The sequence below is a fragment of the Microvirga subterranea genome (assembly GCF_003350535.1).
GTDB lineage: Bacteria > Pseudomonadota > Alphaproteobacteria > Rhizobiales > Beijerinckiaceae > Microvirga > Microvirga subterranea.
The window spans coordinates 61,785-76,839 of record NZ_QQBB01000001.1; the positions used below are offsets into that span (position 1 = coordinate 61,785).

Here is a 15,055-nt window from a genome sequence, read left to right on the forward strand (position 1 = left end):
ATCGATGGGTGCGAAGCGGGTTCTCGTCGTCGGTCTCGGCAACATGGGCATGTCGCATGCCCTCGCCTATTCCCGCATCGAGGGGTTCGAGGTCGTGGGCCTCTGCACCCGCAACATCGACGACCTGTCGCTTCCGGCCCCATTGCAGAAGGCCGCGTGCTTCACCGACTTCGACGAGGCTCTGGCGGCAACGAAGCCCGACGTGGTCTCGATCAACACCTGGTCGGACACGCACGCTCCCTATGCCATCAGGGCGATGGAGGCAGGCGCTCACGTTTTCGTCGAGAAGCCCCTCGCCGACACGGTGGCGGAGGCGGAGCGCGTGGTCGAGACGGCCATCCGCACCAAGCGCAAGCTCGTGGTCGGCTACATCCTTCGCCACCATCCCTCCTGGATGAAGTTCATCGAGATCGCGAAGACGCTTGGAACCCCGAACGTCTTTCGCATGAACCTGAACCAGCAATCGAGCGGCGCTGCCTGGGAGGCGCACAAGCGCCTGCTCCAGTCCCTGTCGCCAATCGTCGATTGCGGCGTGCATTACGTCGACGTCATGTGCCAGATCACGCGGGCGAAGCCCGTCCAGGTGCATGGGGTCGGGACCCGGCTGACGGACGACATGCCGGCAGGCATGTACAATTACGGACACCTGCACGTGACCTTCGACGACGGCTCGGTCGGATGGTACGAGGCCGGCTGGGGGCCGATGATGAGCGAGACGGCCTATTTCGTGAAGGACGTGATCGGCCCGAAAGGCAGCGTCAGCATCGTCATGGCCGAGACCGCCGGCGACATCCGCTCGGACGACATCAACGCCCATACCAAAACGAACCAAATCCTGCTGCACCACGCAGCCCTGGATCCTGACGGATCCTTCGCCAAGTCCGACGAGCGGATCAGCACCTCGGACGAACCCAGCCATGACGATCTCTGCGAGCGCGAGCAGCGTTACCTGCTGCGCGCCATCGACGAGGATCTGGACCTCTCCGACCACATGAGCGATGCCGTGAGATCCCTGAGGATCGTGCTCGCCGCCGACGAAGCGGTGCGGACCGGGCGGGTCATCTCGCTTTAAGGTTTGACGTAAAACACGAAGCTCCGGTTGCGCCCGGCGAACTCACGCTCGTAGTCGCGTGCGACGCGCCAGCCATGCCGCTCGTAGAAGCGGCGGGCGCCCTGATTGCCGCGGAAGCACTCAAGGCTCCTGGCGCCGAGCGCCTCGGCCTTTTCGAGGAGGAGCGCGCCCGCGCCCTGCCCGGTCGTGTGCGGGTCGATAAACAGCATATCGATGTGCCCGTCGGTCATGAGCAGGAAGCCGATGGGATCCTCTCCCGCCAAGGCGACGAGCATACGCTTCCAGGACGCGGAGAACCGCTCTGCAAAGTAGGCTGCATCCCGGCTAGCCAGCACCTCCTCCTCGAGGAGATCCTTGAACGCCGACCGGTAGGAACGTTGGGCGACGTCCGCCAGTGCCGGGATGTCCTCGACGCCGGCCTGCCGGACGATCACGGCTGGCCCCGCAGACGCGGGTCGAGGGTGTCCCGCAGGGCGTCCCCCAGGAGATTGAACCCGAAGGACAGGAACAGGATCGCAAATCCCGCGAAGATGGCGCTCCAGGGCGAGAGCTGGAGGAAGTTGCGCCCTTCCGACAGCATCAGCCCAAGGGACGGCGTCGGCGGCTGCGTGCCTAGCCCGAGGAAGGAGAGAGAGGCTTCGACCAGAATGGCCGCGGAGAGCAGAAGGCTCGTCTGCACCAGGATCACCGATGCGAGGTTCGGCAGGATGTGCAGGAAGATGATGCGGGCATCCGATGCGCCGATGGCCTTTGCGCCCGCCACGTACTCGCTCTCGCACAGGACGAGCGCCGGCCCGCGCAGGAGTCGGGCGAAGATCGGCGTATAGACCACTGCGATGGCAGCCGCCGCACTGTAGGTATGGGGCCCGAGCACCGCGATGATGCCGATCGCCAGCAGCATGACCGGGAACGCGAAGAGCACGTCCATGACGCGCATGATGATCCGGTCGGGCCAGCCACGGTAGTAGGCGGCGACCAGTCCCAGAGCACCGCCTGCGAGAAGCGCGATGCCGACCGCCAGCACGCAGGCGATGAGTGAGGTGCGGTACCCGTAGAGAATGCGGGTGAGAACATCGCGGCCGAGTTGGTCGGTGCCGAGCCAGTTGAGCTCGGTCGGGCCGCGCAGGCGCCGGGCGACGCTCTGGGCCATCGGATCGTAGGGCGCGAACAGGGGCGCGCCGATGGCGAGGATGAGTTGAAGCGCCACGAGAAAGAGCGCGAAGGTCAGGAGCTTGTTCTTGGCCAGGCGCGACATGATCAGGCCCTCACGCGCGGATCGACCACGATGTAGAGCAGGTCGACGAGGAAGTTCACCAGCACGAAACCGGCGGTCACGACCAGGATGGTGGCCTGGATGACGGGATAGTTGCGCTCCGCGATGGCTCCGAGGATGAGGCGGCCGAGGCCTGGAATGGCGAAGACCTGCTCCACCACGATGGCGCCGCCGAGGAGATAGCCGGTCATGATGCCGACGCTGGTGAGGAACGGGATAAGCGCATTGCGAAGGGCGTGCTTGTAGACCACCTTGCGCTCGCTCAGGCCTTTGGCGCGGGCGGTGCGGATATAGTCCTGCCCCAGGGCGTCGAGCATGGCCGAACGCACGAGGCGGGAGAGGTTGGCCAGGATCGGAAGCGCCAGGGCGATGGAGGGCAGCAGCATCCGCTGGAGATTGCCGAGCGGGTCCTCAGAGAACGGCACGTAGCCGAGGGAGGCGAAGCTCGGAGCGAAGCTCGCGAGCAGCAGGATGAGCACGATGCCGAGCCAGAAGGAGGGAATCGTCAGGCCCGCAATGGCGGCAATGCGCATCGCCACATCGGCGCCGCCCCCGCGGGTCTGCGCCATCAGGCAGCCGACCGGGACGGCCAGCACGGCGCCGATCACGAGCGACAGGAAGGTGAGCTCGAGGGTCGGCCAGAGATGCGTCATGATCTCGGTCGCGACGGGGCGCCCGGTCCAGAGCGACGTTCCGAAATCGCCGCGCAGGGCAGACCCCGCCCAGAGCAGGTATTGCTCGATAATCGGCCGATCGAGTCCGACCCGGCGGTTCAGCTCCGCCATGCGCTCCGGCGTGATCTCCGTATTGGCCCCGAGCATGATGGCGACGGCGTCGCCCGGAATGAGGCGGATCATCAGGAACACGATGATCGAGACGCCGAACAACACGACGACCAGATCGATGAGCCTGGAAATCAGAACGCGATTCATCTCGACAATGGCTTTGTGATGAAAACAGCCCCGGCGCCGCGAACGGTGCGGCGCCGGGGCTGGTTGCGGCTTAGTAGGTGGCGCTGCGCAGCAGCATCAGCGAGCGGTTCGGCATGACGTCATAGCCCTGCAGCTTGTCGCGCATGGCCGAGAAGAGCGTGCCGTAGGTCAGGTGCGCGACCGGCCCGGAGCAGGCGAGCTTCTTCTGCACCTGGTCGTAGGCGGTCTTGCGCGCCGCCTGGTCCTGCATGGTGCGGGCGCTGTCGAGGAGCTGGTCGATCTCCGTGTCCGAATACTTGAACACGTTGGTCGATCCGCCGGTGCGGAACGTGCGGTAGAAGTACTCGTCCGGATCCGGGCTGCCCGCATTGATCGACGCGAACATGTCGAAATTGCTGTTGCGCCAGTCCTGAATGAACTGCCCCTGCTCCTGGTTCTTCAGCTCGACCTTGAAGCCGACCCTGTTGAGCTGCTCCTGCACCACCTGGGCGATGTCCTTCACGTCCTGGCGGGGCAGGACGTTCATGCTGACGGTGATCGGGAGCGAGACGCCGGATTCCTTCAGCAGCGCCTGGGCCTTGGCCGGGTCATGCGCGTAGCAGGGGAACTGCTTCACGTCGAGCGCCCAGCTCTTCAGGGCCGGCGAGAGCGGGCCGCCCGGAACGCCGGCGCCGAAGAGCGCCGCATCGACGATCTCCTGGCGGTTGATGGCGTAATTCACCGCCTCGCGCACCTTCGCGTTGTCGAAGGGAGGCTTCGACACGTTCATGCCGACGAGCGTGTAGGCGAGCTCCAGCGTCTCGGAGAGCTTCACGCCCGGCTTGCCCTTGAGCTGGAGGGCCGTCGCCGCATCGATGTTCGGCAGGAGCGCATACTGGCCGTTGGTGAGGCCGACTTGGCGGGTGGCCGATTCCGGCACGATGTTGAACTTGAGGCCCGTAAGCTTCGGCAGGCCCTGCTGCCAGTAGGAGTCGTTCTTGGAGAGCAGGATGAAGCCGTTCGACTGCCATTCCTGGAACTTGAACGGGCCGGTGCCGACCGGCTGCTTCTGCAGCACGTCCTTATTGGTCTCGACCGAGCTCGGCACGATCGCGATGGTGGCGAGCGAGGACAGCAGCGGAGCGGACGGCTCCTTCAGCTTCAGCTCCACCGTCTGCGGGTCGACCGCGTTGGCGCTCTCGATGGCGGCGAGGCGGCTCGCGAGCGGCGATGCGATCTCCTTGCTCTGCACGCGCTTGATGGTGGAGATCACGTCCTCCGCCTCCATGGCGGAGCCGTCGTGGAATTTCACGCCCGAGCGCAGCTTGAAGGTGTAGGTCTTGCCGTCGGGCGAGACGGCCCAGGACTCGGCGAGGCTCGGGACGACCTTCAGGTCCTTGTCGACGGCGGTCAGGCCCTCATAGATGTTGCCGTTCACCACCATGAAGCTCGGAAAGGCCGTGATGAGGTGGGGATCGAGGCCGGTCGGGCTGTTGTCCGCGCCGATTTCCAGAACCTGAGCCGAGGCGGAGGCCATCGCCGCCACCATGAAACCTGCGCCCATGGCGCTGCGCAGTGCTGACCTGAACATGCGTCTTTTCTCCCTTGGAAGCCGCAAGCGGATTTATAGGCCATCGAAGCGGGCCTGTCATGGTCCAATATCATACCACTCTGGACCAACCATAGGCATGTGGTATGGTCGTGGCCAAAGCAATGTCACCGGAGGAACTGATGTCCCAAGGCTCGCCCGTCAAAGCAATCGGCGTCATCAGCGGCACGTCGATGGATGGGATCGACGTCTCCATCGTCGAGACGGACGGCGACACGGTCGTCACTCCGGGCCCTGGCCGGACCTTCTCCTACCCGGACGATCTGCGTCGCCGCCTTCAGGACCTGATCGCGGAGCCGGCGCGGGCCCAGAGCGAGCCGCTGGAGGACCTGGACCAGGCCGTGACGAACGCGCATGTAGCGGCGATCCGGCGCTTCATGGACGAGACGGGGACATCGGCGGACGAGGTGAGCCTGATCGGCTTTCATGGCCAGACGGTGTATCACCGCCCGGAAATCCGCTTCACCCGCCAGCTCGGCGCAGGCCGCCGCGTGGCGCAGGAGCTCGGCATTGACACCGTCGATCGTTTCCGTCACGCGGATGTCGCGTCCGGCGGCGAAGGCGCGCCGTTCGTGCCGCTCTATCACCGCGCCTTGGCAAGCCGCCTCGAGCAGCCCGTGATGATCCTCAATCTCGGCGGTGTCGGCAACGTGACCTATATCGACCGTGACACGGTGATCGCCTTCGATACCGGCCCGGCGAGCGCGCTTCTCGATGATTTCGTCCTGCGCCGGCGGGGCATAAGCTATGATGAGAACGGCCGGCTGGCGGCGTCCGGCACGGCGGACGCGAAGCTCGTCGCCGAATTCATGACGAACCCCTTCTTCGACCGCCCGGCCCCGAAATCCCTCGACCGCCAGGATTTCCACGCCCGCGCCAAAGGCGTCGAGGCGCTTCCGGATGCGGATGGGGCCGCGACGCTGGCGGAGTTCACGATCGAATCCGTCGTGGCAGCCTTGCGGCACGTTCCGCGCCGTCCTTTGCGGTGGCTCGTCACCGGCGGCGGCCGGCGCAATGCCCATTTCATGAACCGCCTGCGCGCGCGTCTCGGCGTCAGCGTCGAGCCGGTGGAGACCGTCGGCTGGGACGGCGACTTCCTCGAGGCGCAGGCCTTCGGCTATCTGGCCGTGCGCTCGGTGAAGGGCCTGCCCCTGAGCCTGCCGACCACCACGGGCGTTCCGCACCCCATGCCCGGCGGCGAACTGCACCGTGCGGCCTGATCGATCCCGATGCCCCTGACAGACCTGATCGAGCAGGCCTTCGCGCCTGCAACGGAAGCCCTTCGCGGCGACAACATTCCGGGTGCGGTGCTTGGCATCGTGACGGCCGACGGCACGCGCGCCGTGCGCTGGGCCGGCTGGGCGCAGATCGAGCCGGAGCGCGAGCCGATCTCGCGGGATACCGTGTTCGACCTGGCATCGCTCACCAAGGTCATCTTCACCACCACGACCATCCTGCGGCTCGTGGAGCAGGGAAGGATCGGCCTCGACGATCCGTTGACCGTCGCCATTCCGGACCTGCGCCAATACGACATGGATGCGGCCGAGCGGCACCTGACCTTTCGCCAGTGCCTGGCGCACCAGACCCACCTGCCGGCCGTGGAACCGCTCTACACCTACGGGCAGGACCCGGACACGTTGCGGGCCTTCATCCTCCAGCGGGTGTGGCGGAGCGGGCCGCCGGTCTATTCCGACATCAACTTCATGCTGCTCGGCATCGCCATCGAGCGCATCACGGGCACGCCCCTGATCGAGCAGCCGCTGCCCGGCGGCTTCACGTTCCGGCCGGATCCGTGCCTCTGCGCCGCGACCGAGCGCTGCACCTGGCGCGGCCGCGTCATCCGCGGCGAGGTGCATGACGAGAACGCCTTCGCGCTCGGCGGCGCCTCTGGCCATGCGGGACTCTTCGGCACCATCGATGCGGTTCTGGATTTCGCCCGGTCGATCCTCGACGGATCGGCGCTTTCGGCAGAGTCTCTGAAAGCTATTCGCACGCGCGAATCGGACAAGCGCACGGTGGGCTGGGAGGGGTTCTATGCCGGCTGGCACGGAGGCGATGCCTGTTCCCCGACGACGATCGGCCACACGGGTTTCACCGGAACCGGGCTATGGCTCGACTTCGAGCGCGGGCTCGCCTGGTCGCTCCTGACGAACCGCGTTCACCCGACCCGACACAAGGATACCGGAATCATGCCCCTGCGCCGTGCGACCGGCGAGGCGGTGATCGCGTTGTTCGACCAGAACAGGCGCTCTTAAGCACAGCAGCAAAAAGGTCTCCGGATGCCGGCTGGGCCATGTCCGGCCGATTGCCGACGCCCTTAACTGGACTTATATTGGTCTCAAGAAAGATCATGAGATGACCACAGAACATTTCAGCTCCCGCTTTCAGGATCTCGATTCCTGGTCCAGCCCCGACATCCTCGCCGCCTTCTATGAAGGCCAGCTCGCCGCCGTCGCGGCGGTCCGTTCCTCCCTTCCGGCCATCGCGGCCGCCGCCGAGGAGGCTGCCGTACGGCTGCGCCGCGGCGGGCGCCTCGTCTATGCGGGCGCCGGAACCTCGGGCCGGATCGGCGTTCAGGACGGCACGGAGCTTCCCCCCACCTTCAACTGGCCCGACGACAAGATCGTCTACCTGATCGCCGGTGGCGAAGGCGCCATCATGCGCGCGGTCGAGAACGCGGAGGACTCGGTCGAGGAAGGCGTCGCGGGCATCCGGGACAACGGCGTCGGCCCCAACGACGTGGTGATCGGCGTGGCCGCCAGCGGGCGGACGCCCTTCACCCTCGCGGCCCTGACGGAGGCGAAGGCGCGCGGCGCCCAGACGATCGGCATCTCCAACAACGTGGGCGCCCCGATCCTCGACATCGCGTCCCATCCGATCCTGGCCGAGACGGGCGAGGAGGTGATTGCCGGCTCGACCCGCATGAAGGCGGGCACAGCCCAGAAGGTCATCCTGAACCTGCTCTCGACCCTCATCATGGTGCGCCTGAGCCGCGTCTATCGCGGGCTCATGGTCGACATGCGCGCCACCAACGCGAAGCTGCGTCGCCGCAGCGAGGTCATGGTGTCCCAGATCACGGGCTGCGACGACGCGACGGCCATCGAGGCGCTGCGGCAGGCCGACGGCGACATGAAGGTCGCGTCCCTCATCGCCCTGGGTGCCGGCGCGGACGAAGCCCGTGCCGCGCTGGTCCGCCATGATGGCAATTTGCGCCACGCCCTGTCAGAGTTCCCGGCGACGAAGGACTGACGTCGGCCGGCGGAGCCGGCGCACCAAGGAAAGCGAAGCGTCATGGCGCTGGGGCTGGGCATCGACGCGGGCGGCACCGCCACGCGGTGGCGGTTGGCGGAACCGGGCGGCGCATGCGTCGCACAAGGAACCGTCGAGCCCCTGACGGGGCACCTCTTCTCGCCGGCCGCGGAAGAGCGGGCAAGGCGCATCGTCGGCGAGATGGCGCAGGCGGTGGCCAAGGCCGGCAGGCCGCTCGGCATCATTGCCGGGATCACCGGCCTGACCCGGGAAACGCCCGCCGAAGCCACCATGCGCGGGATCCTCGCGGACGCTTTCGGCCTTCCGCAGGAGAGGATCTTCGTCGCGGAGGACATGTGGATCGCCTACCTCTCCTACTTCGCCCTCGGCGAAGGGATTCTGGTCTATAGCGGCACAGGCTCGATCGGCTACTACCTGTCCGAGGACAAGCAGGTGATCCGCGTCGGCGGGCATGGCAACCTCATCGACGACGGAGGCTCCGGGTTCTGGATCGCCCGCGAGGCCCTGAAGGCCGTGCTGCGCACGGAGGAGGAGCAGCCGGGCGCCGGCTGGTCCACCGGTCTCGGGACGTGTCTTGCCGAGGCCCTTGGGGGCACGGACTGGAACGTGATCCGCTCCTTCGTCTATGGCGGCGACCGCGGCAAGATCGGCTCGCTGGCCCGCGCGGTCGGCGAGGCAGCCCTGAAGAACGACCCGACGGCGCTCGGCATCCTGCGGGACGCCGGAATGGAGCTCGCACGCCTGGCCAACTGCCTGATCAAGCGCGTCGGCCCGCGGCCGGTCGCTCTCGTAGGCGGCAGCTCCCGCCTTCACGGGATCGTGGCCGATTCGTTCCGCAAGGACCTGGTGGCGCCGGTCGAGGTCATCGCCAGCGACCTCGATGCGGCGCTGACCGCCGCGCGTCTGGCCGCGACGCTCCACAAGGGGTGAGACCGGTCAAAGCGGCGCCGGGTTGTCGCCCTCGTGCCCGACACCCTATAGGAATGTCCTTCAGGACATCATCGAACGGGAACTACCGTGATCTTCGACATCTGGGTCGATCTGCCGGTCTGGGGCATCTTCGGCTCCCTGGCCCTGCTGTTCGCAACCACGGCCCTTCTCATCCACCGCCTGTGCTTCAGCGAACTCACGCGGGCGCGGTCATCCGGCTTCGTCGGCGTCGTCGCCCCGTTCTTCGGCTCGGTGGCGGTCCTCTTCTCGCTCCTGACCGGGTTCCTGGCCAACGAGGTCTGGGACCGGAACCGGCAGGCAGGCCGCGCCATTCTGGCCGAGCGCGACGGCCTGTTGGCCATTCACGCCATCAGCCTTGCGACGGTGTCGGACATGAAGGAGATCCGGGCTGCCGCGCAGGGCTACGCAAAGGCGCTGATCGAGGATGAATGGCCCCGGATGACGGAGCAGGAATCATCCCCGAAGGCCGGACAGGAACTCATGGGCCTGCTCACCCGCGTGTCCAATCCGCAGGTCGGCATCGACGCCGGGCAGGCCGCCCAGAGCGCCCTGCTCGATTCGGTGCTCAAGCTTCGCAGCACCCGTTACGACCGCCTCGCCCTGAGCGGGGACCGGAGTGACCGGACCAAATGGGCCGCAGTCGTGATCCTGGGCCTCATCACCCAGATCGCCATTGCCATCGTGCACCTGGAGAAGCCCAAGGCGCAGGCGGCCGCGCTGACGATCTTCTCGGCCGCCGCCGTGATCACCCTCGGACTGATCGCCATCCGGGAGCGTCCCTTCGACGGGCCTCTGCGGTTCTCGCCCGACCCGGTGCGGGAGGCGCTGCAGGTCATGGCCGGAGCTCCCGGCCCCTGAATGCGGGTCGACCGGGTTGCACAATCCGCTCTCCTCGGCCAAGACTCTCCCGCAGGATTTCGGAGCTTGGGAAGTTTTTCAGCCATGCACGCGCTTTTCGTTGGCCAAACCTATATCGACGTGACCTTCCTGGCTGATGAATTGCCCACGGGCGACGAGAAGACGGTGGCGCGCGACTACGCGATCTCCTTCGGGGGCAATGCCGTGACGGCCGCGTTCGCCTGCGCCAAGCTCGGGATTCCTCCGGACCTGCTCACCTCCATCGCTGATGACTGGCTCGGCCGCATGTTCATCGACATGGCGGCGAAGTACGGCATCTCGGTCCACCACCGGAAGGTGGCGGAGTCGTCCCTCTCCTTCATCATGCCGCGCGGAGGCAAGCGCGCCATCGTGCGCTGCCGCGACGACCATTACCTGCACCCGGTTCCCCCGCTGAACCTGACCGGCTGCATGGCGCTTCATCTCGACGGCCACCAGGCCGATGCGGCCATGCACTACGCCCGCACCTGCCGGGAAGCCGGCATTCTCACGTCCCTCGACGGCGGCGGCCTGCGCTCGAACACGCACGAGCTGCTGGAGTTCATCGATGTCGCTATCGTGGCCGAGCGTCTGTGCGAGCAGATGAACCTGACACCTTCGGAAATGCTGAGCTATCTCAAGAGCCGCGGCTGCAAGATCGGCGGCATCACGTTGGGAGAGCGCGGCCTCGTCTGGTACGACGAGACCGGCGCCGAGAGCGTGATGCCGGCCCTTGCGGTTCCGGCGGAGGCGGTGGTCGACACCAACGGCGCCGGCGACATCTTCCACGGCGCCTATGTCTATTCCGCCATGGCTCGCCCGGAGCTTCCATGGCGCGAGCACTTCCAGTTCGCCCGTGCGGCCTCGGCTCACGCCATTCAGCACCTGGGCAACGAGGCGAGCCTGCCGGCGCTCGAGGACATTGCGCGCACGCAGGAGCGCTTCGCCGAGCGCAAGCTCGCCGCATGACCGCCGCGCCGTCGCTCCGGGACCGCGCAGCAAGCCCGGAGCGACGAAGCTTATGACTTACGCCGCCTTCTTCTGATAGTCCTTCACGTCCGAGAACTGGATCGCCTTCCAGCGGTCCTGCTCGTATTGCAGGTTGAACGTGTTGGTCGCCATGAAGACCGGCGCCTCGTCGAGGTCGCGCGCCATCGACGACAGGTGGCTGTCGATGAAGCGGTCGAGCTCGACCCGGTCGGCCGCCGTGATCCAACGGCAGATCGAGAAGCGTGTGGTCTCGTAGTCGATCGGCAGGCCATATTCGCCCTGAAGGCGCTCCTTGAGCACGTCGAGCTGGAGCGCGCCCACGACGCCCACGATTGCGCCTGAGCCGTCATAGGGCACGAAGAGCTGCACCACGCCCTCCTCGGCCATCTGCTGCAGCGCCTCGCGCAGCTTCTTGGCCTTCATGGCGTCCTGCAGCTTGATGCGGCGCATGATCTCGGGCGCGAAGCTCGGGACGCCCCGGAACACGATGTCCTCGCCCTCGGTGAGCGTATCGCCGATGCGCAAGGTGCCATGGTTCGGGATGCCCACCACGTCGCCGGCCCAGGCCTCGTCCGCGATGGCGCGGTCCTGCGCGAAGAAGAACTGCGGCGTGTTGAGGCTCATGGGCTTGCCCGTGCGCACGAGCTTCGCCTTCATGCCGCGTTGGAGCTTGCCGGAGCAGATCCGCATGAAGGCGATGCGGTCGCGGTGGTTCGGATCCATGTTGGCCTGGATCTTGAACACAAAGCCGGTCATGCGGCTCTCGCCCGCCTCGACGAGGCGCTTGTCAGCCTCCTGCCCGCGCGGCGGCGGGGCATAGGCGGCGAGCGAGTCGATGAGGTCCCGGACGCCGAAATTGCGCAGCGCGGAGCCGAAGAAGACTGGCGTCAGGTGTCCCTCGCGGAAGGCCTTCAGGTCGAAGGGCTTGCAGGCCTCCTGGGCCAGCATGACCTCCTCCTGCCAGGCCTCCGCCTCTTCCGGCGGCAGCAGGGCCACCACGGACGGATCGTCGGGGCCCGAGACCTCCATGGGCTCCTCGTCCGTGTCGATGCGGCGCACGAGGTTGCGGCGCAGGTCGAACGTTCCGGCGAAGGAGCGGCCCTGGCTGATCGGCCAGGTGATCGGCGCCGTGTCGAGGGCGAGGGTCTTCTCGATCTCGTCGAGAAGGTCGAAGGGATTGCGCGCCTCGCGGTCCATCTTGTTGATGAAGGTCACGATCGGGATGTCGCGCATGCGGCAGACCTCGAAGAGCTTGCGCGTGCGCGCCTCGATGCCCTTGGCGGCGTCGATGACCATGATGGCCGAGTCCACCGCCGTTAGCGTCCGGTAGGTATCCTCCGAGAAGTCCTCGTGGCCTGGCGTGTCGAGGAGGTTGAAGACGCAGTCGCCGTACTCGAAGGTCATGACCGAGGTCACGACCGAGATGCCGCGCTCCTTCTCGATCCCCATCCAGTCGGACCGGGTCGAGACCCGGTTCTTCTTGGCCTTCACCTCGCCGGCGAGCTGGATCGCTCCTCCGAAGAGTAGGAGCTTCTCGGTGAGGGTGGTCTTACCCGCGTCCGGGTGAGAGATGATCGCAAAGGTTCGGCGGCGGCTCACGGGAGCCGGAAGATCGGTCATGATTCTCTAAATTCTCTGGGTTCGGAGGCCGGGGGCAGAACGCCGCAGGAGCCGCCTCTTACGTCTGGGCTTTCTCAACCTATATTGGGCTTTCCCGTCAACAACGAAAGGAGGTGATCAAGTGTCTCATTGTCATACCCTGCGGTCCCCGGTTGCTGCGACCTTGATCTTGGCCTCTGCCGAGGTTCGTGCGTAACGCACAAAAGGGGCGGTCCAATCGGACCGCGGACCCGACAATGGAAAGGCCGCCCTTCGGGGCGGCCTTTCTCGTTTCATCAGGCGCTCAGAAGCTTGCCGGTTCGCTGGGCTTTCGTTCCGGCAACCTTGGCGAGGCGCTGACCTTGCGTCGCAAAGCGCAGGAGGATGCGGGCGAACATGACCCCGTCCGTCGGCGACGGAACGCTCGTCACGGTGCCGGTCAGCGGATCGACGATATCGGCGACCGGGTCCCCTTCCCTCAGCCGGTCCCCGACCTGGGCTTTGAAGACCACGATTCCCGTGGCCGGCGCCGCGACCGGCACGGAGGCGGCGAGCGGCGTCGGCGCGCAAAGGGGTGCCGGAACCTTGGGGGCTTCCCCGGCGATCACGCCGCGTAAGGTGAGGAAATCGACCAGAGCCGCCGCGTCGGCCTTGGCTAGGTCGTGGCTCACGTCGCCCTCGCCCCGGAACTCCAGGGTGGTCGAATGGCCGCTGAACGGGATCGGGTGGCCCGGGAAACGGTCCGCCAGCTCGGCCCAGGGGCGGCTGCATGCCTCGTCGAAGGGCTCGTCGCCCGATTCGTCCGCCAGCAGCAGGGCATGGGCGCCGATCAGCGCGCTCAGCGGCTCGAACACCTCGGACGAACGGGTGTGGGTGTAGAGATGCACCACGGCCTCGGAATCGCAGTGCATGTCGAGCACCAGATCCGCCTCGACGGCGAGGCCGAGCAGGGTCTTCTTCAGGACCTCGGCGGGGTTGTTCGCTGGCCATGCCGCGAGTTCGGCCCGCAGGACCTCCCGGATGAGGCGGACATTGGCCTCTCCGTCCTTCGTGAGCCGCCCCTCGATCCGCTCCGCCACCTGCGGGACCAGATAGGGATAGCCCCGATTGAAGTTGATCCCGTCGGCGAGATTGAAGCGACCGACATGCTCGCCCAGGACCCTTTGGGACAGCCCGATCGGATTGGCGGAGGGCACCAGCACGATCTCGCCCTTGATCCGGCCCTCGGCCTCGAGGCCGGTGAGGCGCTCGCGCAGGTGGTGGGCGGCGATCATGCCTGGGATCTCGTCGGCGTGGAGGGCCGCCTGGATGTAGACCTGCGGGCGGGCACCTGGCTGGCCGAAGCGGTGGACCGTCAGGGACAGGTTGGCGCCGGGGGCGAGCGGCGAGAGGGCGATCTGTTCTGTTCTCATGATGACCGGAAAAACGGGATGTCAGCGTGTGGAAGACATCGCGATATCAGGGCCTTTCCCGCTTGAACAGCGCCGACTGCCGCCTCAGGCCTCCTGCCAGCCCTGCGACTGGAAGATGAAGCCGTCCGGATGCGTCACCAGGGCGGCCAGCCCCTGGAGCGCCGGCTCCGGATTGACGATCACGTAGACCGGGACCGTGCGGGCCCAGGCGTCGTGCGGCGCCTTGGCGTCGAAAGCCTGCCGAAATCGGCCTTTCTGGAGGACATCCACGATCCGCGGCGCGATGCCGCCCGCGATGAAGACGCCTCCCGAGGCCTCGAAGGTGAGAGCGAGATCGCCCGCATACCGACCGAGAAAGCGGCCGAAGAGATCGACCGCGTGCCCCGCGAATTCCTCGCCCTCCAGGGCAGCCGCCAGCACGTCGTTGGGCTTGGCGAAGGGGCACGGGACAGCCCGGTGCGCCGCACAGGCCTTCGCCAGGCGCAGCAGCCCGGGTCCGGACAGGACCACCTCGGCCGAGACCCTGCCGCCGACCCGCTCGAGATGGGGCCAGAGCGCCATCTCCTCGTCGTTGGTCGGGCCGAACTCCATGTGGCCGGCTTCCGTCGCAAGGACCGCGAGGCGGTCCTCCACCGGCACGAGGGCTCCGGCCCCGAGTCCCGTTCCGGGTCCGAGGACCACCCGTGTCCCGGCCCCCGCCGGCATCACGGCGCCCAGGGGTGCGAGATCGCCGCGTTCCAGGGACAGGACGGTCACGGAGGTCGCGACGGGCGCATAGTCGTTGACGAGCGTCACGCGCTCGAGCCCGAGCGCGGTGCCGATCTCCTGCGCATCGATGGTCCAGGCCGCATTGGTGAGGCGGATGATCGGGCGGTCCACCCGTGTCGCGACGGCAATCATGGCCGAACGCGGGGCCGCGCCCTGGTAGCCCGCAAGCGCCGCTCTGATCGCCTCGACCGGGCTCGGCGTCTGCGCGGTCAGTGCCCGCGGCAGAAGGCAGACGGGCTCGCCGGGAGCCGGCAGGACGGCAAAGCGGGCATTCGTTCCACCGATATCACCGAGCAGGACAGGAAACGCGAACATCGGACCTTC

14 protein-coding genes are annotated in these 15,055 nt (G+C 66.8%); 7 read left to right on the plus strand and 7 right to left on the minus strand.

The genetic code is table 11. The features are described from left to right. Positions 1–4 precede the first annotated feature (4 nt). On the plus strand, positions 5–1,072 hold the full coding sequence (locus DES45_RS00235) for a Gfo/Idh/MocA family protein (RefSeq protein WP_114767974.1): 1,068 nt from the start codon (positions 5–7) through the stop codon (positions 1,070–1,072). Here the strand turns inward: DES45_RS00235 and DES45_RS24935 are convergent. The 4 genes from DES45_RS24935 to DES45_RS00255 all read right to left on the minus strand — a co-directional run bounded on the left by DES45_RS24935 (position 1,069) and on the right by DES45_RS00255 (position 4,847). Beyond that, positions 1,069–1,506, minus strand: coding sequence for a GNAT family N-acetyltransferase (locus DES45_RS24935; RefSeq protein WP_170151337.1), 438 nt, complete (start codon positions 1,504–1,506; stop codon positions 1,069–1,071). The genes DES45_RS00235 and DES45_RS24935 overlap by 4 nt on opposite strands. Then, entirely contained in the window at positions 1,503–2,327 is an 825-nt protein-coding gene (locus tag DES45_RS00245; RefSeq protein WP_114767975.1) for an ABC transporter permease, read from the minus strand. The genes DES45_RS24935 and DES45_RS00245 overlap by 4 nt, the downstream gene beginning before the upstream one ends. 2 nt (positions 2,328–2,329) lie before the next feature. Then, on the minus strand, positions 2,330–3,277 hold the full coding sequence (locus DES45_RS00250) for an ABC transporter permease (RefSeq protein WP_114767976.1): 948 nt from the start codon (positions 3,275–3,277) through the stop codon (positions 2,330–2,332). A 70-nt stretch (positions 3,278–3,347) separates the two neighbouring features. After that, the gene (locus DES45_RS00255) at positions 3,348–4,847 is read right to left on the minus strand and encodes an ABC transporter substrate-binding protein (RefSeq protein ID WP_114767977.1); all 1,500 of its coding nucleotides are present in this window, start codon (positions 4,845–4,847) and stop codon (positions 3,348–3,350) included. A 140-nt stretch (positions 4,848–4,987) separates the two neighbouring features. Here DES45_RS00255 and DES45_RS00260 point away from each other — a divergent pair, with 140 nt between their 5' ends. From DES45_RS00260 to DES45_RS00285, 6 genes are all read left to right on the plus strand, one after another. Further along, positions 4,988–6,085 (plus strand): anhydro-N-acetylmuramic acid kinase, encoded by a 1,098-nt coding sequence (locus tag DES45_RS00260; RefSeq protein ID WP_114767978.1) that lies wholly within the window; start codon positions 4,988–4,990, stop codon positions 6,083–6,085. A gap of 9 nt (positions 6,086–6,094) precedes the next feature. After that, positions 6,095–7,120 carry a serine hydrolase domain-containing protein gene (locus DES45_RS00265; protein ID WP_114767979.1) on the plus strand — a complete coding sequence of 342 codons (1,026 nt, stop codon included), beginning with the start codon at positions 6,095–6,097 and terminating at the stop codon, positions 7,118–7,120. Positions 7,121–7,220: 100 nt separating this feature from the next. Continuing rightward, complete coding sequence (locus tag DES45_RS00270; protein WP_114767980.1) at positions 7,221–8,114, plus strand: N-acetylmuramic acid 6-phosphate etherase; 894 nt, start codon at positions 7,221–7,223, stop codon at positions 8,112–8,114. Positions 8,115–8,156: 42 nt separating this feature from the next. Beyond that, positions 8,157–9,065 carry an N-acetylglucosamine kinase gene (locus tag DES45_RS00275; protein ID WP_114767981.1) on the plus strand — a complete coding sequence of 303 codons (909 nt, stop codon included), beginning with the start codon at positions 8,157–8,159 and terminating at the stop codon, positions 9,063–9,065. An 87-nt stretch (positions 9,066–9,152) separates the two neighbouring features. After that, a complete protein-coding gene (locus DES45_RS00280) occupies positions 9,153–9,944 on the plus strand; it encodes a bestrophin-like domain (protein WP_114767982.1) in 792 nt (263 codons plus the stop codon). 84 nt (positions 9,945–10,028) lie between these two features. Continuing rightward, positions 10,029–10,931: a sugar kinase gene (locus tag DES45_RS00285; protein ID WP_114767983.1), complete on the plus strand. Its 903-nt coding sequence runs from the start codon at positions 10,029–10,031 to the stop codon at positions 10,929–10,931. A 57-nt stretch (positions 10,932–10,988) separates the two neighbouring features. On the opposite strand, the gene DES45_RS00290 is transcribed toward DES45_RS00285, so the two are convergent. The 3 genes from DES45_RS00290 to DES45_RS00300 form a co-directional block, all read right to left on the minus strand. Continuing rightward, on the minus strand, positions 10,989–12,572 hold the full coding sequence (locus DES45_RS00290; protein ID WP_114767984.1) for a peptide chain release factor 3: 1,584 nt from the start codon (positions 12,570–12,572) through the stop codon (positions 10,989–10,991). A 275-nt stretch (positions 12,573–12,847) separates the two neighbouring features. Then, positions 12,848–13,963: a succinylglutamate desuccinylase/aspartoacylase family protein gene (locus DES45_RS00295; protein ID WP_114767985.1), complete on the minus strand. Its 1,116-nt coding sequence runs from the start codon at positions 13,961–13,963 to the stop codon at positions 12,848–12,850. 84 nt (positions 13,964–14,047) lie between these two features. Then, positions 14,048–15,028 (minus strand): glucokinase, encoded by a 981-nt coding sequence (locus DES45_RS00300; RefSeq protein WP_425374254.1) that lies wholly within the window; start codon positions 15,026–15,028, stop codon positions 14,048–14,050. Between the last annotated feature and the right edge of the window lie 27 nt (positions 15,029–15,055).